This is a genomic window from Bacillus sp. KICET-3 (genome assembly GCF_033261025.1).
Lineage (GTDB): Bacteria > Bacillota > Bacilli > Bacillales > Bacillaceae > Bacillus > Bacillus sonorensis.
Window position 1 is genome coordinate 1,136,622 of sequence record NZ_CP137345.1, and the last position, 23,771, is coordinate 1,160,392.

General features: G+C 44.9%; 28 protein-coding genes and 1 pseudogene. 15 read left to right on the forward strand and 14 right to left on the reverse strand.

Translation table 11 applies throughout. The features are described 5' to 3' along the window. Positions 1–11 precede the first annotated feature (11 nt). Positions 12–326, reverse strand: a complete 315-nt coding sequence (locus R5H20_RS05640; RefSeq protein WP_006636672.1) for a hypothetical protein — start codon at positions 324–326, stop codon at positions 12–14. Between the two features lie 207 nt (positions 327–533). Here R5H20_RS05640 and R5H20_RS05645 point away from each other — a divergent pair, with 207 nt between their 5' ends. Continuing rightward, positions 534–1,307, forward strand: coding sequence for an enoyl-CoA hydratase (locus tag R5H20_RS05645; protein ID WP_006636673.1), 774 nt, complete (start codon positions 534–536; stop codon positions 1,305–1,307). 381 nt (positions 1,308–1,688) lie between these two features. Next, a complete protein-coding gene (locus R5H20_RS05650) occupies positions 1,689–1,838 on the forward strand; it encodes a hypothetical protein (RefSeq protein ID WP_006636674.1) in 150 nt (49 codons plus the stop codon). Between the two features lie 193 nt (positions 1,839–2,031). On the opposite strand, the gene R5H20_RS05655 is transcribed toward R5H20_RS05650, so the two are convergent. After that, positions 2,032–2,217, reverse strand: a complete 186-nt coding sequence (locus R5H20_RS05655) for a YhzD family protein (RefSeq protein WP_006636675.1) — start codon at positions 2,215–2,217, stop codon at positions 2,032–2,034. Between the two features lie 119 nt (positions 2,218–2,336). On the opposite strand from R5H20_RS05655, the gene R5H20_RS05660 reads away from it, so the two are divergent. The 6 genes from R5H20_RS05660 (at position 2,337) to R5H20_RS05685 (ending at position 10,118) form a co-directional block, all read left to right on the forward strand. Then, positions 2,337–3,233: an ABC transporter ATP-binding protein gene (locus R5H20_RS05660; protein WP_006636676.1), complete on the forward strand. Its 897-nt coding sequence runs from the start codon at positions 2,337–2,339 to the stop codon at positions 3,231–3,233. Next, complete coding sequence (locus R5H20_RS05665; protein WP_006636677.1) at positions 3,226–4,497, forward strand: ABC transporter permease; 1,272 nt, start codon at positions 3,226–3,228, stop codon at positions 4,495–4,497. Before R5H20_RS05660 ends, R5H20_RS05665 begins: the two co-directional genes overlap by 8 nt. Before the next feature lie 115 nt (positions 4,498–4,612). Then, on the forward strand, positions 4,613–5,839 hold the full coding sequence (locus R5H20_RS05670; protein ID WP_006636678.1) for a metallophosphoesterase family protein: 1,227 nt from the start codon (positions 4,613–4,615) through the stop codon (positions 5,837–5,839). Between the two features lie 12 nt (positions 5,840–5,851). Further along, positions 5,852–8,818: an ATP-binding protein gene (locus R5H20_RS05675; RefSeq protein WP_006636679.1), complete on the forward strand. Its 2,967-nt coding sequence runs from the start codon at positions 5,852–5,854 to the stop codon at positions 8,816–8,818. 49 nt (positions 8,819–8,867) lie between these two features. Continuing rightward, positions 8,868–9,812, forward strand: a complete 945-nt coding sequence (gene yhaM, locus R5H20_RS05680; RefSeq protein ID WP_006636680.1) for a 3'-5' exoribonuclease YhaM — start codon at positions 8,868–8,870, stop codon at positions 9,810–9,812. A 69-nt stretch (positions 9,813–9,881) separates the two neighbouring features. Then, on the forward strand, positions 9,882–10,118 hold the full coding sequence (locus tag R5H20_RS05685) for a sporulation YhaL family protein (RefSeq protein ID WP_006636681.1): 237 nt from the start codon (positions 9,882–9,884) through the stop codon (positions 10,116–10,118). Between the two features lie 49 nt (positions 10,119–10,167). Here the strand turns inward: R5H20_RS05685 and R5H20_RS05690 are convergent, their stop codons facing one another. Beyond that, positions 10,168–11,031, reverse strand: coding sequence for a peptidylprolyl isomerase (locus R5H20_RS05690; RefSeq protein ID WP_006636682.1), 864 nt, complete (start codon positions 11,029–11,031; stop codon positions 10,168–10,170). Positions 11,032–11,194: 163 nt separating this feature from the next. Between R5H20_RS05690 and R5H20_RS05695 the strand changes: the two genes are divergently transcribed. Beyond that, positions 11,195–11,281 (forward strand): YjcZ family sporulation protein, encoded by an 87-nt coding sequence (locus R5H20_RS05695; protein WP_003180245.1) that lies wholly within the window; start codon positions 11,195–11,197, stop codon positions 11,279–11,281. 126 nt (positions 11,282–11,407) lie between these two features. After that, positions 11,408–11,506 carry a YjcZ family sporulation protein gene (locus R5H20_RS05700; protein WP_081605348.1) on the forward strand — a complete coding sequence of 33 codons (99 nt, stop codon included), beginning with the start codon at positions 11,408–11,410 and terminating at the stop codon, positions 11,504–11,506. Positions 11,507–11,554: 48 nt separating this feature from the next. Here the strand turns inward: R5H20_RS05700 and R5H20_RS05705 are convergent, their stop codons facing one another. Then, positions 11,555–11,770 (reverse strand): hypothetical protein, encoded by a 216-nt coding sequence (locus R5H20_RS05705; protein ID WP_006636683.1) that lies wholly within the window; start codon positions 11,768–11,770, stop codon positions 11,555–11,557. 76 nt (positions 11,771–11,846) lie between these two features. Then, positions 11,847–12,362, reverse strand: a complete 516-nt coding sequence (locus tag R5H20_RS05710; RefSeq protein ID WP_155011500.1) for a DUF3267 domain-containing protein — start codon at positions 12,360–12,362, stop codon at positions 11,847–11,849. A 212-nt stretch (positions 12,363–12,574) separates the two neighbouring features. Between R5H20_RS05710 and R5H20_RS05715 the strand changes: the two genes are divergently transcribed. Beyond that, entirely contained in the window at positions 12,575–12,922 is a 348-nt protein-coding gene (locus R5H20_RS05715; RefSeq protein ID WP_006636685.1) for a YhaI family protein, read from the forward strand. Positions 12,923–12,925: 3 nt separating this feature from the next. On the opposite strand, the gene R5H20_RS05720 is transcribed toward R5H20_RS05715, so the two are convergent. Both R5H20_RS05720 and R5H20_RS05725 read right to left on the reverse strand, forming a co-directional pair. Next, positions 12,926–13,540, reverse strand: coding sequence for an HTH-type transcriptional regulator Hpr (locus R5H20_RS05720; protein WP_006636686.1), 615 nt, complete (start codon positions 13,538–13,540; stop codon positions 12,926–12,928). A gap of 193 nt (positions 13,541–13,733) precedes the next feature. After that, on the reverse strand, positions 13,734–14,090 hold the full coding sequence (locus R5H20_RS05725; RefSeq protein ID WP_006636687.1) for a YtxH domain-containing protein: 357 nt from the start codon (positions 14,088–14,090) through the stop codon (positions 13,734–13,736). A gap of 155 nt (positions 14,091–14,245) precedes the next feature. Here R5H20_RS05725 and R5H20_RS05730 point away from each other — a divergent pair, with 155 nt between their 5' ends. Continuing rightward, positions 14,246–14,437, forward strand: coding sequence for a membrane protein YhzF (locus R5H20_RS05730; RefSeq protein ID WP_006636688.1), 192 nt, complete (start codon positions 14,246–14,248; stop codon positions 14,435–14,437). 90 nt (positions 14,438–14,527) lie between these two features. On the opposite strand, the gene R5H20_RS05735 is transcribed toward R5H20_RS05730, so the two are convergent. The 3 genes from R5H20_RS05735 to R5H20_RS05745 form a co-directional block, all read right to left on the reverse strand. Beyond that, positions 14,528–15,055, reverse strand: coding sequence for a tryptophan transporter (locus tag R5H20_RS05735; RefSeq protein ID WP_006636689.1), 528 nt, complete (start codon positions 15,053–15,055; stop codon positions 14,528–14,530). A gap of 144 nt (positions 15,056–15,199) precedes the next feature. Beyond that, positions 15,200–16,273, reverse strand: coding sequence for a 3-phosphoserine/phosphohydroxythreonine transaminase (gene serC / locus R5H20_RS05740; RefSeq protein ID WP_006636690.1), 1,074 nt, complete (start codon positions 16,271–16,273; stop codon positions 15,200–15,202). A 218-nt stretch (positions 16,274–16,491) separates the two neighbouring features. Then, positions 16,492–16,914: an HIT family protein gene (locus R5H20_RS05745; RefSeq protein ID WP_006636691.1), complete on the reverse strand. Its 423-nt coding sequence runs from the start codon at positions 16,912–16,914 to the stop codon at positions 16,492–16,494. 521 nt (positions 16,915–17,435) lie between these two features. Between R5H20_RS05745 and R5H20_RS05750 the strand changes: the two genes are divergently transcribed. The 3 genes from R5H20_RS05750 to R5H20_RS05760 are packed head-to-tail and all read left to right on the forward strand — an operon-like array spanning position 17,436 to position 20,153. Then, positions 17,436–18,176: an ABC transporter ATP-binding protein gene (locus R5H20_RS05750; protein ID WP_006636692.1), complete on the forward strand. Its 741-nt coding sequence runs from the start codon at positions 17,436–17,438 to the stop codon at positions 18,174–18,176. Further along, positions 18,169–19,392: an ABC transporter permease gene (locus tag R5H20_RS05755; RefSeq protein ID WP_006636693.1), complete on the forward strand. Its 1,224-nt coding sequence runs from the start codon at positions 18,169–18,171 to the stop codon at positions 19,390–19,392. The genes R5H20_RS05750 and R5H20_RS05755 overlap by 8 nt, the downstream gene beginning before the upstream one ends. A gap of 50 nt (positions 19,393–19,442) precedes the next feature. Further along, positions 19,443–20,153 (forward strand): EcsC family protein, encoded by a 711-nt coding sequence (locus R5H20_RS05760; RefSeq protein WP_006636694.1) that lies wholly within the window; start codon positions 19,443–19,445, stop codon positions 20,151–20,153. A 28-nt stretch (positions 20,154–20,181) separates the two neighbouring features. On the opposite strand, the gene R5H20_RS05765 is transcribed toward R5H20_RS05760, so the two are convergent. The 4 genes and pseudogenes from R5H20_RS05765 to R5H20_RS05780 all read right to left on the reverse strand — a co-directional run bounded on the left by R5H20_RS05765 (position 20,182) and on the right by R5H20_RS05780 (position 23,741). Then, positions 20,182–21,342: a M20 family metallopeptidase gene (locus R5H20_RS05765; RefSeq protein ID WP_373870163.1), complete on the reverse strand. Its 1,161-nt coding sequence runs from the start codon at positions 21,340–21,342 to the stop codon at positions 20,182–20,184. 142 nt (positions 21,343–21,484) lie between these two features. Beyond that, positions 21,485–21,634: pseudogene (locus R5H20_RS05770) on the reverse strand (hypothetical protein); the annotation flags it as partial. Between the two features lie 10 nt (positions 21,635–21,644). Next, the gene (locus tag R5H20_RS05775) at positions 21,645–23,069 is read right to left on the reverse strand and encodes a recombinase family protein (RefSeq protein WP_224254468.1); all 1,425 of its coding nucleotides are present in this window, start codon (positions 23,067–23,069) and stop codon (positions 21,645–21,647) included. A gap of 300 nt (positions 23,070–23,369) precedes the next feature. Beyond that, entirely contained in the window at positions 23,370–23,741 is a 372-nt protein-coding gene (locus tag R5H20_RS05780) for a helix-turn-helix domain-containing protein (RefSeq protein WP_224254469.1), read from the reverse strand. Positions 23,742–23,771: the final 30 nt, after the last annotated feature.

Here is a 23,771-nt window from a genome sequence, read left to right on the forward strand (position 1 = left end):
GATCGGAAGGTTTAGGAGAGATAATTAGATTGATATTTCACAGGAATCGCGCAGGTTTTTTCAAGGAGCAAATCACCGTGTCGGACCTCGGGCTGAGGAATGAAATGAGTGATGCTCTGCGTGTAAACATTTGCGGCTTTTCCCGGCTGATGAAGAAAGCTTTTTGAAAAAGGGGGGATTTTCAAAGCGTGCGCTTCAGGCTTCGAGAGGGTTTGAGACATATGGGCCGCCTCTTCCGGAGCAAAGCCGGCGCTCTGATCCTGATGCAAGAAAGGTGTTGACAAGATGGATAAACTTAACAGAAACGTTATGATTGTTTTGATCACATTTCCCCTCCTTTTTTCACATGCTCTCTCACTTTATGATATAAAAATGACAGTGATCATTCAACTAAAAAGACTTGTTTCAGTATCAATTGATCTTGAAATGTAAAGAGATGATTTGAATTCCGCTTAAAAAAAGGTTTTGGAAAGTAAAAAGTGGAATAAATTAAGCTAACGATTTTGAAAACGCATTCAATGGAGGTGCTGTTTATGGAATTCATAACATGGAAAGACAATGGTGAAGTTTTTGAAATTGTGCTCAATCGGCCGGAGGCGTATAATTCCCTGAATGAACACATGCTTGAAGAGCTGAAAGAGGCTCTTATACTGGCGGGGGAAAGCGAAGCAAAGATCATGCTGGTCAAAGGAAGGGGAAAAGGATTTTCCGCAGGCGGCGACATTAACATGATGCTGTCTTCAACAGATGAGAATTTGTCAGAGCAGGTCATTGATACGATTTCCGATATTGCGATGATGATCTTCAGCATGCAGAAGATCACGGTTGCGGCCGTCCACGGAGCGGCGGCAGGGCTCGGATTGAGTCTTGCGCTCAGCTGTGATCATGTGCTCGCGGAAAAAGAGGCCAAGCTGGCGATGAATTTTATCGGGATCGGTCTTATTCCGGACGGCGGGGGCCACTTCTTTTTAGAGAGAAGAGTCGGTGAAACGGCTGCAAAGGACTTGATTTGGAGCGGCAAAAAATTGACGGCGGATGAAGCCCTCAAGCTGCGCCTGGTTGATGCCGTATTTCACGGAGAGCTTGACCGCCATGCCGGCGCCCATCTTGAAAAACTGCTGCAATCCCCGCTGTCCGCGATGATTGAAACGAAAAAAATATATCAAACTTTAAATGCCGGACGTCTGCAAAAAACGCTTAAGCTTGAAAAAACAGCGCAGCTCAGGATGAGGCTGACAAAAGACCATCAGGAGGGAATCCGCGCATTTTTGGAGAAGCGGAAGCCGCGGTTTAATCAGCAAGTATAGATAAGCAAGGCAGGCCGTTTTTACTGTTGTTACTTACGGGAAAAGGCACTTTTTAGTCTTGGGAGTGAGCTGAACGAGCTGATCAAAAGATTGCTAGATGAAGCATTCTGAGATGCAAAAAGACATTTTTCCCGGATAGTATTAGACGGTGGATTTTCGACGCACCGTGAAATGGAGATGACTGGGAGACCGGACAGAACCGGTTTTGGATGCTGCACAGTATGACAATCAAATCAACCGCTGTTCGTCACGGTCTGCTGTGGTCGCTTCTGCAAGTTTTCCCGCTCAATCGGGAAAACCGCCTCCGCTGTATGCCGGCAAAATGATTTATGGCTGGGGATCATCTGTCCGCAACATATGCGATCCAAGAGGTTTGACCCCGTGAGGGGCATACAGGATGAAGAAGGACAAGCGGTTAAAGAATGGAGCATCTATCTTGCGGTTTCCATCTTTTTTATGGCGTGCGTGACATGGATGTGCTTTTTCAACCCGGCCTACCGGTTGGCTGACATGCTTCTTCGGGATGTTTGATGCTCTCATCATCTGTGTACTGACCGCAAAACGGCCTATATTTCTTTCGCAAAAGCAAAGGAACCGCTTATTTGTCCTTTATACTCGGGGCCGTCAATCTTGGAATATTCATCTTGCTGATGTGCAAGTGATTTGGCACATTCCCGGCGGCAAGCAACAAGACTGATTTCCTTGAGCGCCGCCTTTCCTTTGATCAGCTGTGGAAGACAATCATTTTACCGGACGAATGAACTACCCGGTGCGTATGTTCCGTAAATTGTTTTTCCTCGAGCAGATCTCTTCCTTTCTGTTTTGCTTCCTCCACATTCAGCGCTTCAAACCGTTCATTGAGCAGCGTTTCTCCGGACGGGGCAAATACTGTGACATAATACGTCTCCATCTCTGATTCTCCTTTCAAAATTTTGTTGGTTTGTTTAAATTTATATAAAAATCAAAAAAATCCTTTTTAAAATGATATGACTAACGTATGATTGTAAATTGGAAGGAGGATTTTTTTTTATGCTAAAAATCGATCATGTAACAAAGAAGTTCGGTTCTTTTACAGCAGTTGACAACCTGACCCTCGATATTCCCGAGAAGCAAATGTTCGGACTGCTCGGTGCAAATGGCGCAGGAAAAACGACGACGTTCCGGATGATATTAGGTCTCTTGAATGCGACAGAGGGCGCTGTGACCTGGAAAGGAAAACCGATTCATTATAGTGTCAGCAACGGGATCGGCTATCTGCCGGAGGAACGCGGACTTTACCCGAAGCTGAAAGTAAAGGACCAGCTCGTATATCTCGGCAGGCTGAAAGGCATGACAAAGCAGGGGGCCCTCAAGGAAATGGAAAAATGGCTCGAGCGGTTCCATATCACAGAGTATGCGGATAAAAGGGTTGAAGAACTTTCAAAAGGAAACCAGCAAAAAATCCAGTTCATCACCGCCGTCTTGCACAAGCCTGAACTTTTGATTCTTGATGAGCCGTTCAGCGGACTGGACCCTGTCAATGTGGAGCTCTTAAAAGACGCCGTCATTGCTTTGAAAAACGGCGGTACATCGATTGTGTTCTCCAGCCACAGGATGGAGCATGTTGAGGAGCTGTGTGAGCATGTCTGCATTTTGCAGCGCGGAAAGCCGGTCGTTCAAGGGAAATTAAAAGAAATCAAGCGTTCCTTCGGCAAAAAGAACGTGACGATTCACTCAGACGACGACTTAAGCTTTTTGAAGGAAGCAAGCGGGATTGCGAAATGGAGGGAGACTTCAGAAGGCGTCAGACTGCAAGTCGACAATGAGGAAGTTTCCCAGCAGCTGTTTTCCATGCTTCAGGGGCGCGGGTTTATCAGAAAGTTTGAACTTGAAGAGCCTTCTTTACATGATATTTTCATAGAAAAGGTAGGTGCCCGTTATGAATAAATTTTGGATCGTTCTGTTTCATACATATACAAGCAAGCTGAAAACGAAATCGTTCCTCATTTCAACTGCGATTACGCTGGCGCTTGTCATGGTCGTTACAAATTTGGGTTCAATTATTTCCCTGTTTGACAAAGACGGCGGCGAACCGGATAAAATCGCCGTCATCGATCAATCGAACCAGCTGTATGAAACGTTTGCCCAGCAGGTTAAGATTGCCGATAAAGATCATGAGCTTGAGCTGGTAAAAGCGAAGAAGTCTGAAAAAGATCTGGAAAAAGACGTCAGAGACGATAAGCTTGCCGGCATGTTAATTTTGGCAAGAGATCAACAAGGCGAACCGACCGGGACATATAAAGCGCTGGATATCGCTGATTCAACGGCTGTTTCGACAATAGAGCAGGCGCTCTCCCAAACGAAAATCGCCGTCGGAACAGCGGAATTGAATGTCCCGCCCGAAAAGCTGAACAAGCTGTTTTCACCTGTTAAAGTAAAAAGCGTCGCCTTAAAAGAAGGGGCCAAAACAGAAGAAGAGCTTCAAAAGGCGTCAGGTCTCGTATACATTGTCCTGTTTGTCATTTACATATCTGTCGTGATGTACGCTTCAATGATTGCAACTGAAGTGGCGACGGAAAAATCGTCCCGTGTCATGGAGATCCTGATTTCAAGCGTACCGCCTGTCCAGCAGATGTTTGCCAAGCTGTTCGGCATCGCTTTGCTGGGGCTGACACAGCTTGCCGTTATATGTCTTGCAGGTTATCTTTCCCTGAAGTCAAACGGTGAGACAGCAGGAGGCGCGGCGGAACAGATTAAAGGATTTTTGGACATTTCCGGCGTTCCCGTGGCAACGCTTGTCTATGGCGTGATTTTCTTAGCGCTCGGTTATTTCCTTTATGCGACGCTTGCTGCGTTTCTCGGCAGCGTCGTCAGCCGGATCGAGGATGTCCAGCAGATGATATCACCGATGATCCTGCTCGTTGTCGCCGGATTTATGATCGCGATGTTTGGATTGAGTGCACCTGATTCGCCGTTTATTACGGTGATGTCGTTCATTCCGTTTTTTGCGCCGATGATCATGTTCCTAAGGGTCGGAATGCTCGATATTCCGTTTTGGGAAGCGGCTCTCGGCATCGGGATCACCGCCGCAACGATTGTCATTCTCGCCATCATCGGGGCGAAGGTCTACAAAGGCGGCGTGCTCATGTACGGCAATGGCGGCGGTCTGAAAAACATCAGACAGGCGCTTAAGCTTTCAAAAGATCAATAAATTGAAAAAAGCAGCTTTGAAAAAAAGCTGCTTTTTCAGCTGAACAATAGAACGTGCATTCGCCTGAAAGCCGTGCTAGAATGAGAACAGAAATGTTTTATAAAGGAGCAAAAGCGTGACGAACATAACCTTTATTCATGCGGCCGACCTGCATCTGGACAGTCCGTTTCACGGCATAAGCGGGCTGCCTGAGCAGGTATACGGGCGGATTAAAAACAGTACATTTGAAAGCGCCGCAAATTTGTTCAGGCTTGCCATCGGCGAACAGGCCGATTTTATTTTGCTTGCCGGAGATCTGTTTGATGAAGCGAACCGCAGTTTAAAAGCCCAGCTGTTTTTGCGGAAGCAGTTTTTAAAGCTTCGGGAAAACGGCATACAAGTCTATGTGATCTTTGGAAACCACGATCATATGGGCGGTGAGTGGACGCCGATTGAATGGCCGGACAATGTTCATATTTTCTCTTCGGCGGGCATTGAGGAAAAATCGTTTTATAAGAACGGCCGGCTCGCCGCGAGCATATACGGGTACAGCTATCCGCAGCGCTCAGTATTCGAAAACAAGGCTGCCGACATGAAAAGAACGACTGACGCCCCTTTTCATATCGGCATGATTCACGGGGCGCTTTCCGGAGAGGGCGTCCATGACCCGTACTGCCCTTTTTCGCTTCAGGACTTAAAAAACGGTCAAATGGATTATTGGGCGCTCGGCCATATACATAAAAGACAGGTGATTTCAGCCGAGCATCCGGTAGCCATTTATCCGGGAAACACGCAGTCCCGGCATATGAAGGAAACAGGTGAGAAAGGCTGCTTTCTCGTTAAAGCGGGCGGCGGTGGACTGTCTTTTGAGTTTAGACCGACGTCAGATGTCCTCTGGGAGGCCGTTCAGATCGATGTGTCAGAGACACAGCATGTAACCGATCTGATCAGCCGTATTGAAACTGTCCTCCAGACTTACAGAAGCGGAGGAACGGCCGTCTGCGTCAAAGCCATACTGGCGGGAGAAGCGCCTCCTTATTTGGCGGAAAGGCCGGGCGGCATCATTGACGAGCTGCTGGACATCTTTCGCGAGGAGGAAAAAGACGGGGAGTCGTTCATTTGGCTGGCCGCTGTCGAAGATCGTACAGAAAGCACCCTGAGTGCCATCGAAAGCGATGCTTTTTTTCAGGAGCTTACCCGTGAAATCGATGATGTTCAAAACGTTGAGCAGATTCTTGCCGATTTGGAGCGGCATGCGGTCTTCAGAAGGTACGGCAAGAAGTTTAATGAAGAAGATTTCCGCGAAATTCGCGATCAGGCGAAAAAAGTTCTGCTCCATGAGCTGAGGACGATGAAAAGATAAGGAGGGGACAGGGTGAATATTCATACTTTGCACATATACGGATATGGAAAATTTACCAATCAGACATTTCGCCTGTCATCTTCCAACCTTCACTTAATCTACGGCTTGAATGAGTCCGGCAAAACGACGCTCATGTCTTTTATTGAAAGCATGCTGTTCGGCTTTCCGAAAACAAAGCGCTATGAACCGAAAGCCGGCGGAATATACGGGGGCATGCTCGAAGCCGTGCATCCCGCAATCGGCCATATCCGCATCGAACGGACGGCGGGCAGACCTGAGAAGGTAAACGTTTTTTTGGAAGACGGCAGCACCCGGTCAGAGGATTTTCTCAAGCAGATGTTATCCAATATGGACAGGCGTCTATATAAGGCGATTTACTCATTTGATGTATTCGGCCTTCAGGAAATCCACAAATTCAACCGCGACAAAATCGGCCGGTTTTTGCTTTTTTCCAGTTTATTCGGCTCTGACGCGATTTCGAAAATGGACGCGAGCCTCGCGAAAACCCAGGAAGAGCTGTTTAAGCCGAATGGGCGGAAGCCTGAGCTCAACCGCGAGCTGGAGAATGTAAAACGGCTTTCAGAAGAGCTGAAAAAGGCAAAGGCGCGTGAAGACGATTATCACCAAATATTAAACGGCAAAAGGGCTGCCGAAGCCAAAGTCGACGAACATGAACAGCTGATCAAAGATCTGGCACGGTCCATAGCTGAAATTGAACAGGCGATCGAGATTCATCCGCTCGTTAAAGAGGAGCGGCAGCTGGCGGCCCGGCTGGAAGCCGACGGCGAAGCGGGAGACCGTTTTCCTGAAGCGGGGCTGTTCGAGCTGGAGAAATATGAATCCCATCTGCATCCAAAGGAGGCCCAGCTGAAGGCGCTTGAAGAAAAGAAGCGCGATTTGGAAAAACAGTCTGCAGCCTTTTCACCCTCAAAAGAGCATTTGCAGCATGAGGCGCAAATAGAAGAAATGCTGGCGGAATATCCGTTTTACCAGTCGCACAAAGAAAAAGTCACGGCGCTGACCGAACAGCTGAAACAAACGAATAAACGGGTCCAGGCGGGGATGACGCGGCTGCAAATAGAGAGCGAGGATGAGATCCTTAGCGCCGACACGACATACGAATATGAGTGGAAGCTGCAGGAGACGGTCCGCGCTTATCTTCAGCTGCGCGAACAAAAACGGGCTCTTGACGAACGCTTTGAGCAGGCAAGGGCTGATCTTGAGGAAGCGGAACAAGCGTATTTGGATCTTTCAAAGGAAGTGTTGCCGGAAGACATCCGCAAACAAAAGGAAGAAGCCGCCGCCCGTTTGGAATCTGCGGGCGCAAAGGCGGAGAAGCGGGAAGAGCTCATCAGGCAGCTGTCACTGCTGAAAAAGGAAAACAAACAGCGGGAAAAGAGAAGCAAACGGGCGGCGGTCATGACCGTTTTGACCGCCCTTGCCGTCTGCCTTGCGGCGCTGTTTTTCAAACAGTGGCTCCTGTCCGTTTTTATCGCTTTGGCTTCGCTTTTGTATCTCTTTTCTTCATTAAAAAAGACCGAGTCTTCCCCTGTGGCGACATTCATTCAAAAACAGCTTGAAGACATCGGCGGCACCGCTTCCGAACATGCGCCCGACCTCAAAAACCTGAGGGAAGAGCTGTGGCGGGATGACCAAAACCGACAGTTTCTCATCGCAAAACAAGGAGAGCTCAGACAGAAGGAAGCAGACTACGAACGGGCGATTCAACAATTCGAAGAATGGGAAAAGGACATGTTTCCATATCAGGAACAAGCCGATCGTTATATGAAAGAGCTGAAGCTGTCGATCGACCCGTCATTTTTGCCTGATGCGTTCGCTTTGATGAAAGAGCTCAAAGCGGACATCACAAAAAAGCGGGAGCTGGAAGAAGAACTGGCCCGTCTTCAGGAAAAGAGAGAATCGTTTGACAAGCGGGTGCTGCGGCTTGCCTCATTGCTTAGCCATCCCGAAGGAAGCGTGCAGGATTTGGTCTTCCGGCTGAAAGAAGAGCTTGATGTACAAAAAGAACTACTGCGGCAGAAGCAGGAAGTTGATTTGTCCCTCAAGCATACGCTTGAGCAGATCAAAGAATTGTCAGGAGAAGCCGAATACTTCACATCACGGCTTGCCGACTTGTATAAAAGGGCCGGGGCAACCGGCAGGGACATGTTTCTCAAGCTGGCAAAACGCGATCAGGAAAGAAAAGAATTAAAAGCGAGGCTTGGGCATATCCAAGCAGAGCTCGGCAGAAAAGACGCAAAGGTTATCCGGCTTGCATCAAATCATCCGCTTGCAGATCTGGAGGACAAACTGGCAAAAGCGAAAGATCAAAAAGCCCATACTGAAAAACAGCTCAAAGAAGAGCGGGAAAATGCGGCATTCCTCCTTGCAGAACAGCGAAGGCTTGAAGAATCAGGGACGGTTTCCGAGCTTACACATCAGGTCGAAATACAAAAAGAGCGGGTTGCTGAACTCGCGAAAAAGTGGGCTTCAGTCAAGCTGATCAGACAGGCTGTGAAAAACAGGATGGACGATCATAAAAAGATTCGTCTTCCGAAACTTTTGGAAACGGCCGAGTCTTTGCTTAAGCCGTTAACAGGCGATCGGTATGAAAAAATTTATTTTTCTGAAACAGATGATTCAATGATGGTGGTGAGCAAAGACGGAACCGTTTTTCAAGCCCACGAGCTGTCCCAGGCAACCTGTGAGCAGCTTTATTTGGCGATACGCTTCGCGCTTGCATTGTCCCATCAAAAGGACATCAATCTGCCTTTTCAGCTTGATGACAGCTTTGTTCATTTTGATCACGAAAGGTTCAAACGGGTGCTGAACATTTTAAAAGAACTGTCAGGACAAGAACAGCAAATTTTATATTTTACATGTCATGAGCATGTGAAGGAGGCTTTTCGTGACGAGGAAGTCATCCAGCTGCCTCCTGATATGAATCGAATGGCAAAAAAGGTTTTAACTAGCAATTAAGGGCATGTGATATAATGATGTTATGTAAGAAAACGGAGGGAGCTTTACAATGGCAAAAGGTATCATGCTGCACGAGGTTGGCGAACAGGTGGATTTGTACTTGCTCATCAAGTCGTCAACAAAAGGAATCGCAAGCAACGGAAAACCGTTTTTAACATTGATGCTGCAGGATCAGTCAGGCGACATCGAAGCAAAGCTTTGGGACGCGAAGCAGCAAGATGAAACGATTTATGGACCGCAAACAATCGTCAAAGTGGTCGGCGACATTCATCATTACCGGGGGCGCAACCAGCTGAAGCTGAGAAATATCAGACCTGCGGCTGAACACGAAAATGTTAAAATCGATGATTTCCTGGAAACCGCGCCGATTCCAAAAAACGAAATGATGGAGACGATCACTCAATATATTTTTGAAATGAAAAACCCGAATATCCAACGGATCACAAGGCATCTTGTCAAAAAATACGGAAAGGAATTCATCGATTTTCCGGCTGCGACGAAAAACCATCACGAGTTTGTGTCTGGATTGGCGTATCATGTGGTCTCAATGCTTAATCTCGCTAAATCGGTCGCCGATTTATATCCGACCCTTGACCGCGACCTGCTGTATGCCGGCGTCATTCTCCACGATCTCGGGAAAGTAAAAGAGCTCTCCGGCCCTGTGTCAACTACATATACTGTTGAAGGGAATCTGCTCGGCCATATTTCGATCATGGTGACAGAAATCTCAAAAGCCGCTGAAGAGCTTCAAATCGATTCTGAAGAGATCCTTATTCTTCAGCATTTGATTTTAAGCCACCACGGCAAACCGGAGTGGGGAAGCCCGAAGCCGCCGATGGTCAAAGAAGCGGAAATTCTTCACTATATCGACAACCTCGACGCGAAAATCAATATGATGGACAGAGCGCTCGAACGGGTCAAGCCAGGGGAGTACACCGAGCGCGTCTTCGCTTTGGATAATCGTTCCTTTTATAAGCCTGTCTTTCATAAGTAACCGTCATAACTTGTCTTTCTTTTGCATACATTTCAGGTATATCATGTATCTGAAAAAGGGGGAAAAGCTGTGCTGTTTTTTCCGTGGTGGGTCTATCTTTGCATTGTCGGTATTATTTTCAGCGCCTATAAGCTGATGACGACGGCAAAAGAGGAAGAAAAGATCGATCAGGCTTTCATCGAAAAGGAAGGCCGGGTTTACATTGAACGGATGGAAAAAGAAAAAGAAAGACGGATGAAACAATCTCCTGGCAATCATGAAGAACAGCGTGAGACATCAGCTGAAAACAACCATTCAATCGCATAAAAAAAGCTGTCCGGCCCCGAAAGGGGAGGACAGCTTTTTTTATGCCGAATCAGCTGTTGCTGTTTGTTTGTGCAGATGACTGGCTTTGTTCGACTTGTTTTTTCAGTTCTTTATCTTTTACCTTCATGTCAGCGTCTTTGACGAGTTTGTTCATGACGGACTGAAGTTCAGTTGTATCGCTTTGTTTTTGTTCTATTAGCAGTTTTTTCAGATCGTTTTTCATGTCATCGTATTTGCCGCGTTCTTCTGTTTTCTTAATGATGTGGTAGCCCCATTGTGATTTGACAGGGCCGCTGATTTCGCCTGTTTTCAGAGCGAAGGCCGCTTTGGTGAATGATTTATCCATTTCAGTTTTGCCAAACCAGCCGAGGTCGCCGCCTTTTTCAGCAGTTCCGTCAGTTGAATACTCTTTTGCAAGGTCTTCAAATTTTTCGCCTTTTTTCAGCTTTTTCTCAACTTCTTCAGCGGTTTTCTTATCTTTGACGAGAATGTGGCTCGCGCGGATTTTGCCTTTGAGGCCGTCATAATATTCTTTCACGTCTTTGTCTGTTACTTTTATGTTATCCTTTGCGGCTTTCTGCATAAGAAGTTCATATTTGATCTGTTTTTTGACGTATTTTTCGCCTTTTTGATCAATCAGCGCGTTGATCTGGTCGCCTGCGGTTTTCTTGTATTCATTCAGTTTTTTGTCAATTTCTTTGTCTGAGGCCTTGTATTTGTCATCGAGTACTTTTTGCTGAACAAGCATGTTAAGCGCGTCCGCTCCGGCGTTTTCTTTTAATGTTTGATAAAGCTCTTCTTTTGTTACATTTCCTGCTTTTGTTTCTGCGACAACTTCAGAATCTCCCCCGCTGCACGCGCTGAGAGCCAGAAGGCTTGTCGCCGTAATCGCCGCAATTGCAATCTTCTTCATAAATGAAAACACTCCTAATCATAACAGTTTAAACTTTCCTTTGAATAGTATCATATCATATTCTGACATGCTGTAAAAAGATTTTCAAGAGAGGGGCATCCGTCTAGTCAATTTTTCTTGATCATCATACAAATATAGTGATCAAGAAAAGGAGGTCAATAACATGAGCGGAGGATACTCAAGCGGTTTTGCTTTATTAGTCGTGTTATTCATTTTATTAATCATTGTCGGTGCAGCTTACTTGTACTAAAACCGTGAAACGTAGGAAAAGAATCGCTTTTTTCGGGCGGTTCTTTTCTTTTGTGAGGAGAGCCTAATCGTTTCATGACAATCGTGCATACACTATCGTAACGACTGGGGCAGAGGAGGTGTCAATATGGGCGACGGCTATGTAGGAGGTTTCGCCGGCGGCTTTGCGCTGCTTGTGGTACTGTTCATCTTACTCATTATTATTGGTGCTTCTTGGATATGCTAACGAACAAAAGGATAGCTGCCTGATCGATGTGATCAGGCAGCTATCCTTTTACGCTGTAAAGGAAATCTCAATGAATGATGAGATCAATAAAATCAAAATAAGCACGTTAATCATTCTAAATACCTTATCCTGCCGTTCTTCAGGAATCTCTCTGACAAGGCATAAAGAGTTTGTAAGCTTGTTTATGTTAAACACAGTAAAGACCGCGAACAAGATGAAATATAAAAGGATAATAGGAGATCCCCCTCTCTGTTTCTGCTCCATACTACATTACCAAATATTTATTAAAAAAGATAGAAAATAGACTGAAAAAAAGGATTTTCCAAGTGCCTGCCGCCGCTTATTTTTGTATCAAAATATCAAAATCATTGGCTTCCTGATCGACAAAGCAATTTTTCGGCGCTTTGACCAATTTCCAGGCAAACAAAAAGTCAGGAAGACAATAGCCGAAATGAATGCTGGAAATGATGCAGAAATAGTGGGCGAAGTCCGGCATGACGGCCCCTGCATAGAAAAAAGCCGGCGTGATGACCACAAAAGGGCAGAGAAGGGGGACAAGCATCGTATTCTTTGGAATTTCTCTCCATGTTCTCATTTTCAGCCAAAAGATCTTCTTTTCTATTTTTCTCTTGCTGATAATCGGTAAAATGTGAAGGATTTTATGAGCGATAATCGCTGCAACTAAAAGACCTGCAAATAAAAGAGCGTGGTCGCCCCTCTGAACGGTTTGCGGATGAATCAGCTGCATAGCCAAATATTCGGGAATAAAAAACAAGATCATTAAACTGACCGCGGCGAGTACAAGGCGCATACCTCCATAATCTTTGATCAGATTGATGGTTTTCCAGCAACTCATAAATGACATCCTTCCGTTTCTCAAACTGTTATATGAAATCCTCAGAATAATTTACTCCTCTGCCTGAGAAAAATCAATCCTTTTTCCAAAAAAAAATCGACCATTTTTCAGAAGAAATGAGAGGAGCCTCAGAGGGAAGGGAAATCTCGATGTGGAACTTTCATCGGAAGGGATTATCGGCTAAAATAAAATAAAGGAGAGATGTGACAAATATGGATTCAATAGAACATCGTCTTGAACGGTTGGAATATTATATCAAGCTTTTGCTGAACATAGCGGATATGGATCAATATCCATACTACAAAATATTGATTGAACGGGGATTATCGGCGGAAGAAGCAAAAGAAACGGAAAAGCTGTGCGAAGAACTGGCAGAAGAGCTTGAGGCGCAAAAAGCGCAAGGATTTGTGATGTTTGACCATCTCCTTGCGCTTTTTGCAGGACAGTTAAATGAAAAACTCGAAGTGCACGAAACGATTTTCGCCCTTCACAGACAAGGTCTTTACAAACCGCTGATGAGCGAGTTCATCAGCATCATCAAACAGTACGGCTTGGATTAGTGTTTAGGGGGCTAAAAGCGGTTTATCCATCTCTATTAATTCCCCGGTTTCTTTCGCTTCTTCTTTTTTCTTCATTTTGCCGTCGTCGCTGATAAATTCATTTTCGATATTGGAAAATGATTTTTCGAAAATCTCCATGAAATCATCGCCGTAAATATGACGGATGATCGACATCATTTCGACGATTTCAGGGAATTTCCCATACAGCTGATGAAGAGGCTGGGCGCCTTTTAAAACAGCGTTCCGGGACGGATCATAAGACTCGAGGATTTTAAGAAAAACTTCCTCGCCTTTTGGAGTCAGCTGAATGTACGTGTTGCGTTTATCGTTTAATTTTTTCGAGAACTCGAGATAGCCTCTTTCCTCAAGTTTTTTTGAAAAGTTAAACGCCGTGGATACGTGCATCACACCAAACTTGGCGATTTCAGAAATTGAAGCGCCGTTCAGCTGGTAGGCAATCCACAAAATATGATGCTCGTTGATGTTTAAATCATAAGGTTTAATCCACTGCTGCCAATCCTTTTCTATCGATTTCCAAAGCGCCTTGCTTAGCTGTGCCATTCTTTGGCTGAATAAAAGGGCTTCTTTCACCGTATAGGGCTCTTCCGATCGATTCATTCACTTCACCTGCTTCTCTTTATCTTAATAATTCTATTATGCCAATAAAATAAAGATTAATAAAGATGTAAATTTACGAAATTTTTAAAAAATCGGCTTTTTCTATGAGAAATCAGCATTTTGATTAAAAAAGGAGCGTGAAAATGACCATTCACACCCCTTTTTTATAGGTTTATTTTTTTCGCTGAGTATATTAGTTTTGTAAGGTTTTCTCCAGTTGTTTGATCTTTTCTTCAATGTCAGCGAGTTCCTTTTTAAGATCCTGCTGATGGGGCTTGATTTCCTCTTTCCATTCCTGGATTGAAGATTGCAGTTCACTGCCGACGTCCTTGATGATTTCCGCGCTTTCTCTCGCTGTTTTCACGACTTGCTCTTTTAGAGCGAGTCCGTCGCTTTTCAGTCTTTTTACCGTGTCCTCAAACTTTCCGCAGTTCGCTTTGAGCTGCCTTCTCAAGTCTTTTCCTGAAGTGGGTGCGGCAAGCAGCGCCGCGACTCCTCCGATAACTCCGCCTACAAGCAGACCAGCTGCTAAAGATCGGCCTTTTGACATATACATCACCCCGATTATATTTTTGAAAGATCAGGCTTATGGCAGCCTCATCATATTTGAATGGTTGCAAGGGGCTTTCGCGGGCATCAATCCCGGGAAAACTTCTGCATAGCTTGCTTTATTTTAGCATACTTTTTAAAAAAGGAGGGAGAGGGTTGTCTGCCATCAATGCTTTTTTAACGATTTTAATTGCCGTTTTTACCGCCGGCTCTTTTTATTATTTAAGGCTGCTCGGATTTTCAGCATCTTATCCGCCGAAACGCGTTCTTAAACAAAAAGCGCTTTTTTGCGCAGGTGGCGCGTGCGTGTTGCTCCTGCTCCTCTTTTGTATCAGGCTTCTTATATAAATATCGGGCGGATTCCCCTTTTTTTGACCATATATCCGAAAAAAAACCTCTTCAAAAAAGGAGCACGCCTTTCTTAAAGAGGTTTTTGCATTATTTTACTTCTTCAGTCAGCCTTGATCGTTTCAGGATCGTCTGCACAATGGGATAGATGACAAACATGGCGATCGTGCTGATCAAAGCGGTCGGCAGCACAATGACAAAGAACAGCGTCATAAATCCCTGATTTCCCGGCAGGCCGACGATCAATAGGGCAGACGTCAGGAAAATCGTTCCTGAAATGAGCGTTCCCACAGCGGTTAATCCAGCGGCTGTCAGCGTTCTGCTGCCAAGTTTTTTCACAGCGAGAAAAGCGCCGAAAAAGATCAAAGCCGTCATCGGTTTATCAATGATGTTTGGCAGCTGTCCTCCCGGAAACGAAGTCGTTAAAGCGGAAATAATGCCGGTGACAACTCCGATGACAAGTACATTTTGGAGTTTTGGGAACAAAAGGATACCCATAAACATCATAATCAGCATCATATCTGGCTTCATCCCGTAAAAAAAGGGCGGAATCACTGCGTGCAGCGCTGCACCAATGGCGACAAATAGGGCCATTGCAACTAATTCTTTTGTTTTCATAACTATTCTCTCCTCGTCTCAGGCTCATTTTGCTGCTTTCCAATAATATGCTCGTCATTTATTGCGAAAGCTTTATAGTAGTATATCAAACTTTGGAATGGTTGGGGAAGCCTTTTTTAGCCTCTGGAAATATGAGGCGGAAGTCTAATGTTCTTCCCGGAATGTTTTCATGAAGGCGGCAAGTTTTTCGCAATCTTCAACAGAAACCGCATTGTAAATCGATGCGCGGCATCCGCCGACAGAACGGTGGCCGCCAAGGCCTGACATTCTTTCTTCTTTGGCCTTCGCGATAAATGCTTTTGTCAGTTCATCATTTTTCAGCGTGAAGGTAACGTTCATGTTTGAACGGCTGTCCTCTCTCGCATGCCCCTTGTAAAATCCGCCGCTTTCATCAATCGCTCTGTATAAAATCCCGGCTTTTTTGCGGTTGCGTTTTTCAATTTCAGCCACTCCGCCTTTTTCTTTCAGCCACTCAAGCACGAGAGACAGCATATAAATGGCAAAAGTCGGAGGGGTGTTGTAAAGCGAATTCGCTTTAGCATGTGTTGAGTATTTTAAGATTTTCGCTACCTGTTCGTTTTCTTTTGAGAGCAGGTCTTTTTTGATGATGACGACGGTTACCCCTGAAGGGCCCAGGTTTTTTTGTGCGCCGGCATAGATGATGCCGAACTTTGATACGTCGATTTTTCTGCTTAAAATGTCGCTCGACATGTCAGCTACAAGCGGAATCGGTGAGTCAGGGAACTGCTGCCACTGCGTGCCGAAAATCGTATTGTTAGATGTCAGATGAAGATACGCTCCGTCAGCCGGAATCTCCGGGATATCGGGAATATATTTGTAAGTGTCGTCTTCGCTGGTCGCAATAACCGATGTGCTTCCGAAAAGCTTGGCTTCAGCCAGGGCTTTTTCAGACCATGCTCCGGTCATGATGAAGTGCGCCGTTTTTTCCTTTGAAAGAAAGTTCATCGGAATCATTGAAAACTGGAGGCTTGCGCCGCCTTGAAGAAACAAAATCTCATAATCATCAGGAATCTCCATCAGTTCCTTTAAAAGAGCTTTCGCTTTTTGATGAACGGCGTCGTATTCTTTGCTGCGGTGGGACAGCTCCATGACGGACATCCCCGCTCCGTTGAAATCAACAAATTCGTTTTGCGCCTTTTGTAACACCTCTAAAGGCAGTGCTGCAGGTCCTGCATTAAAGTTTGTAGTACGTACCATCACAATCGCTCCCTGTCGTGTGTATAAAAAATATAAAACCATCCTATCATAAATGGTTCCCGTTATACATAAAAAATTTGAATTGTGTGAAAAAGGAGCGCCGGGATTCTTGAAGGGAAAAGGGATCGTACATATTGTGTATTTTTTTTGACAGACTTCAATACAAAGCTCGGCAAATCAAAGAGGGCGCCGGCGCTTAGCCGGTGCCCTTCAACCTCTCATGTTAAATGCTTGTTGATGGAAGAAGCGATCGATTGCAGATCTTCCGGTGTATAGTCGTCCGCATGCGTTTTCCAGACGGCTCCGAAGCCGTCTCCTTTCCCGTAGCGGGGAATGATGTGCATGTGGTAATGGAAGACGGACTGGCCCGCTTTTTCGCCATTGTTGTTCAGAAGATTTAAACCGATTGGCTCGTATTCATCTTTAATGGCTTGGGCGATTTTCGGAACCGCTTCAAAAAAATCTCTTGATATCTCAGGTGTCATTTCATATATATTGGTTTTGTGAACCTTTGGAATCACAAGGGTATGTCCTTTTGTGACTTGACTGATATCCAGAAAAGCCATTACGTGTTCATTTTCAAAGACTTTTGCACAAGGGATTTCTCCGTTTATAATTTTACAAAAAATACAATCGCTCATATTTTTCCTCCTTTTTCCACAACGGAAAGGTTATGTATAAGCATAATATTACCACAATTATTCCGGAAACACGAAAACAGGATGAACGGCTCCCGCGTTCACCCTGCATGAAGAAGGGTCGGCTTTTGCTAAAGAAATTTATACACTGCCTTTTGCAAGCACCCCATTTTTCGTCAAAATGAAGACTTAAACCGCCTGTCCATTTCCTGCGACAAACACCTCATTTGATCATCACATCTTTTTTATAGGATGTGTACCATATAAAGCAGATGCTTTCTCAATTCAGTGGATGAAAGAAATTTCTAAGCCTTTGACATGCTTTATATTCTTTTCAAACTGGACTTTCCAGGATTTTGTCTTTGACAAACACCTCATTCGCCAGAAAGATCAGCTTCCCCCTCTTCAATCATTAGATTGTCCCGATGCGTTTTCGTTTATGCGTGAAAAGCATAGGGGAAAACGTTTCAAATACCTCCTTATTTTTGGTACTATTAAGAAAAATGCAAGAAAGGAACGAACGTATGTCACTACTCTCTGTAAAAGATCTGACCGGCGGGTATACACGCAATCCGGTGCTCCGGGATGTTTCATTTGAGATTGACCGAAAGCAGATCGTCGGCTTGATCGGCTTGAACGGGGCCGGCAAAAGCACGACGATTCGCCATATTATCGGTTTGATGGAGCCGCACAAAGGATCAGTTGAACTGAACGGCAAAACGTTTGTCGAAGATCCGGAAAGCTATCGTTCACAGTTTACATTTATTCCCGAGACGCCGATTTTGTATGAAGAGCTGACGCTTAAAGAGCATTTGGAACTGACTGCGATGGCTTATGGATTGTCAAAAGAAACGTTTGAAAAAAGGCTTCCCCCGCTCTTAAAGGAGTTCAGAATGGAAAAGCGTCTAAAATGGTTTCCAGCCCATTTTTCTAAGGGAATGAAGCAGAAGGTGATGATTATGTGCGCCTTTTTAGTGGAGCCTGATCTTTATATCATTGACGAACCTTTTCTTGGTCTCGACCCGCTTGCCATCAACGCTCTGCTCGAGCGGATGAATGAAGCGAAGAAAAACGGTTCCGCCGTCTTGATGTCGACGCACATACTGGCGACAGCTGAGCGGTATTGCGATTCTTTCATTATTTTACATAACGGCGAAGTGCGGGCTAAGGGAACGCTTGAAGAGCTCAGAGAACAATTTTCGATGAAGGAAGCAAGCCTTGACGATCTGTATCTTGAGCTGACGAAGGAAGAGAGCTATGAATAGCATTCAAGACATTTGGAAGGCCAGAATTGAGGAGTATATAAAAGAAACAAGATCCTATTTGAAATATATGCTCAATGACCATCTCGTCATCGTCATGATTTTTTTTATCGCAGGTGCGGCCAGCTGGTACAGCAAATGGCTGAAAGATATTCCGCAAGGATTTCCTGCCTATTGGGTGATGGCGGCCTTGTTTTCGCTCGTTTTGACAAGCTCTTACGTCAGAACGCTGTTGAAAGAAGCGGATCTTGTGTTTTTGCTGCCGCTTGAAGCAAAAATGGAGCCGTACTTGAAACAAGCCTTCCGCTTCAGCTTTGCGACGCAGCTGTTTCCGCTGATTGCGTTAATGCTCGTCTCGGCTCCGCTTTATTTTCAAACAAGCGGAAAAACATTGCCGGCGTATGCGGTTCTTTTTATTCAATTGCTTGTGGTGAAGGCCTGGAATATGGCGATGCAATGGCGGATGACGTACTTACGTGAAAAAAACATCCGGATCATCGACCAAGTCGTCCGCTTCTTCCTAAATACGCTTGTCATTTATTTTGCATTGCAGGGTTCCTACGGCTTTGCGCTCGCCGTCTATGCCATCATGGCTGTGCTGATCGTGTATTTTACAGCGGCTGTAAAGAAAAAATCATTGAAATGGGAGCAGCATATCGAGGACGAAATAAGAAGGAAACAGCGGTTTTACAGGTTGGCCAATTTGTTTACAGATGTGCCGCATCTCAGAAAGCAGGCAAAAAGGAGGGCTTATCTGGATTGGCTGCTCGGATTCATCCCGTATGATCAGCGGAAGACGTTTACGTATATGTACGCGAGAGCTTTTATCAGATCGAACGACTATTTCGGGATCGTCCTCAGACTGACAGTCATTTTTGCCGTTATTATTGTTTATTTTTCAACTCATGAATGGGTGTCCGCGCTTTTGGCCGTTTTTACCGTTTTTATTACAGGCATTCAGCTGACGCCTTTATTTGACCATTTTTCACATTTGTCTCTGCAAGAGCTTTATCCCGTGAGACAAGAGGAGAGGCGAAAAAGCTTCTTTTCCTTGCTCCACATTGTACTCAGTATTCAGGCGTTGGTATTGGCGGCCGCTTGCGCCATCAAGATGCAGTGGACAGGGACGCTTGCGGGACTTGCGGGTTCAGCGCTGCTCATCTTTGTCATTTTGAAGCCGTACTTCAGCAGCAGGCTTAAAAAACATGCACGCAGGTAAATGAATCCTTTTCTTTATCCGTCAGTATGAATAAAGAAGGGGTGAAAGGCATGAATGAAAATCAGTTTTTATTAGATGAAGCCTTCCGCTGGAAAATGAGGTTTTTGCGAAAAGCATCAATGGCCGAGCGGATGTCAAAAGGTGTGCAGGAAAAGATTAACGCCCGTATTCCCGGCAAGGTTCATAAAGCTGTTACCGAAAGCGTTAAAAAAATGGTTGAAGCCACGCTGCTCGGTTCAAATTTGACGACGCACCAAAAGGAAACAGGCTCGCTTTCCTTAGGAGAAAAAGACAAGTTGGCTAAAAAAGTGATCGCTCAATATCAAAAGGCGGCCGCCGCATCCGGCATTGGCACCGGAGCGGGCGGGATCTTTCTCGGAATGGCAGATTTTCCGATTCTGCTGGGCATTAAAATGAAATGCCTGTTTGAATTGGCCTCAATTTACGGATGCAATACGAAGCGAAAAGAAGAACGGATATTTCTTCTTTATATTTTTCAGCTCGCTTTTTCAAGTGAAGCTCATCGAAAAGAGATTTTTCGCATCATTGAAAATTGGGAAACGGAAAATCGGGAAATCGATTGGCGCGCATTTCAGCAGGAGTACCGGGATTATCTTGACCTGGTTAAATTGTTTCAGCTCGTTCCGGGCTTTGGCGCGATCGTCGGCGGGACCGCCAATTATAAACTGCTCGGGCACCTCGGAGAAACGGCGAGGCATGTGTTTCATTTGAGGTTGATCAAAGAAGAAGCCTGGGAATGAACCCGGCTTTTTCTTTTTGTGTGCGGAATCAAACCTCAGCTGCTGCCGCAGAAGCTTCTCCCTGCTCCTGATAAGAAAGCGCCGCATTTGCCATCACTTTGGCGGCGATCAGCATCGCTTTTTCATGAATATCAAATTTCGGATGATGATGGGGATAGGCGTGCTGCGGATTTTCTGGGCGGGCCCCTGTAAAGAAAAAAGTCCCTTTCACATGCTGGAGATAGTAGGAAAAATCTTCTCCGCCCATCTGCAATTCGCTTTCCGCCACTCTTTCGACACCGTCCGTACGCCGGGCAATCTCCGCGAGAAACGCCGTTTCTTCCGGATGATTGCAGACGGGCGGATAGCCCCTTTCATAGGAATAGTCATAAAAAGCGCCGTGCATCAGGCAGATCCCTTTGACAACGTGTTCGATCTCCTTTTCAATGAGCGTCCGGACGTCTTCACTGAAGGAACGGGCTGTACCGATTAAAACCGCTTTATCGGCAATGACATTAAAAGAATTTTCTGCGAGAAATGATCCTGTCGAAATGACGGCCGGCTGTGTCGGATCAAGCCTGCGACTGACAATGTGCTGAAGGGCCGATACAATCTGTGAACCGATCAATACCGCATCCTTTGTTTTATGAGGCTGGGCGCCGTGCCCGCCTTTCCCGTTGATTGTAATGGTAAAGCGGTCTGCAGCTGCCATGATCGGTCCTGTTCTGTATTGCACCGTTCCGAGCGGCTCTGTTGCCCATAAATGCGTGCCGAAAATTGCGTCGACTCCGTCAAGGCAGCCGTCTTCAATCATCGGTTTCGCCCCGCCTGGTGAATATTCCTCCGCGTGCTGATGAATCATCACAAGCTTTCCTTTTAAACGGCTCGCGTTTTCGTGCAGAACTCTTGCGAGGACAAGCAGTGTGGCGGTATGGCCGTCATGGCCGCAGGCATGCATAACACCCGGGACCGCTGACCGGTAAGGAACATCTTTTTCATCCTGGATGGGAAGGGCGTCAAAGTCGGCTCGTAAAGCGATGACAGGGCCGGGCTGCCCTCCCTCGATATAAGCGAGGACGCCGCCTCCGCCGACATTTGTGCGAATCGGGATGCCGAGGGCTTCATAATAAGAAGCGATAAACGCTGCTGTTTCCTTTTCTTGAAAAGAAAGTTCAGGGTGCTGGTGGAAGTGGCGCCTCAGTGATACCATCTCATCGTAGCGCGTCTCAAGCTGCTCACAGATTGTTTGCTTTAATGCGGCTGCGTTCAAATCAATTCCTCCCTTAAGGAATAAAGAGTTTTTATAATTTTATGACAGTTCATACCCTGTTTCAACTGGTCTGTCAGCTTTTTTATAGAAGAAATATCGCAGTGATCGCCGTGACGGTCAGCCCTATCGCGACGGGAATGAAATTGATTCTCGCCAGTTCAAAAGGATCGACTTTGCAGATGGCTGCCACTGGAATGAGCGCCCATGGAACAAGTGTACCGCCTCCGACGAAAGACATATTATTATCTTGCGGACAGAATTAGAATCTCCCTAGGCTTTCCTGTACCTCTTTTGTATTCCTCTTTTGTATCAATAACCATTTGGGAAAACAGGGTTGTCATCATTTGTTTTCGCTCATAATCATTGGCTATTTCCCAAAGAGAGCTGATGTTTTCCGCAATGTAAGTTATGTCTTCGGAATGATCGGCACTTTTTCTGTAAGCTCTCAATTGTGAAGCAATCTCTTTTTCTTCTTCCCTAAGTTTTTCTGTTTTTGATACTAATTCGTCAATATCAATGATATCTCTTTCGTACATATTTTTTTGTTTTTCCAACTTCTTTTTGATTAAAGCCAATTTATTTTCCATCTCTTTGATTTTTTCATCAGGTGAATTTGTTGCGACGTTCGCTCGAGGGCTTAGTTCAGAAATCAAGTCATCAAAGGATTCAAAAACTTTTTGTACTAAATACTTCTCAAGAATGATATGGCTAGTGCAAGATTTTCCTGCTTTTTTGCCTGAACATCTATAGGTTTTTCCTGCCGGTGTTTTATGCCCAGACATTGAGCTCCCGCAGCGACCACATTTTAGAATAGACGAAAAATAGTAAGAGCTTGTTTCCCTTTTACCGCCGGTACCGCGCCTTTTGTCGAGAATATCTTGGAGCTCCCAAAATTCATCTCTGGGGATAATTCTTGCATGATTGCCTTCATACAAAACTTGTTCCCTTGGCGGCTTTTTAGCTCCTTGAGGGTCATCATTATTTGTAAGATATCCGGCATAAACCGGGTTGTTTGCTATTCCTCTAACTGTATCAACATGCCACTCGCCGCCGTTCTTGGTGTGGTATCCTGCTTCTGTCAGCTTTTTGGCAATAGTGTAAAAGCCGAGGGTCTTCGCCATTTTAAATATAAGTAAGACCACCTTGGCTTCTTTTGGATTTACGATCAGTTCGTCATCTTTATAAAAATACCCATATGACGGCATTCCACCTTTCCACTTACCACTTTTTATTTTTTTCTCAATTCCCATTTTGACACGTTCTGCAAGATTTTCTCTTTCCCACTGAGCTATAGCGGCAATGAGAGTTATGAACAGTCTTCCCATTGCATTAGTAGTGTCATATATTTCTGTGGCGCTCTTGAATTTACAGCCATTTTCATCAAGCATTTTTAATATTTCATATAGATCAATGACTGATCTTGTTAAGCGATCTAAACGATAAACAAGCAAAATGTCGATCTCGCCCTTTTCGATCGCGTCCCTCATTAGGTTAAATTTCGGCCGGTTTAAATCTTTTGCTGAGTATCCGTCATCAATGTAGGTTTCATATATTTTCCACCCTTGAGATAAACAAAAGGCTTCTAACTTTTCTTTTTGGGCTTCGATAGAGTATCCGTGCTTAGCTTGTTCATCAGTACTCACTCTTATATAAAGCGCGACTCGCATAATTTATGGACTCCTTTGTATAACTAGTAAAATTAGAATAGAACATACGTTTTGGATGTGGTAATATAAAGAATATCAAATGGTATTCATTTTTTCATCTGCTAAACGGTTTCAAAAACTTCATTTTTTTTTTTTTCAAGATCAAGGAGGCAATAAATTGAAAAATGACATTCGATCTTTAAAAAAAGAATTGCACTTATTAATTGACAAGACCGATTCCGCGGAGCCTTTAAAATTAATACTTGTCTTTGTCAAAAGGATTTTATTGAATGCCTCTTAAACAAAAAAGCAGCCTTTTTGCTAGGTTGCTTTTTTGTTTACCAATACTTCTACCATGTCCTTAACTACTTCAAATTCTTTCCCTTCTAATTTGAACAAAGCCATAACCAGATCACGAACCTCTTTTTTATCATCCTTGAGTAAGTCCGCGAGCTTCTCAACAAATAACTCTTCCTCAGTTGTGGAACTATACATTTCTCCCGTCCCGTTCCTCAACCATTCTTCATTAACATGAAATTCCCTACAGATTGACTGGATATAGACATCTTTTGGTTCAACCCTGTTATATTCTATATTTTCTATAACGCCCCGGCTCACACCGATCCGAGCAGCAAACTTTTCACGGGATAATTTTTCTTTCTCCCTAAGTTCTCTAATCCTTTTGTACAGCACTTTTAAGCACCTCCTTCTTAAAGTGAAAAT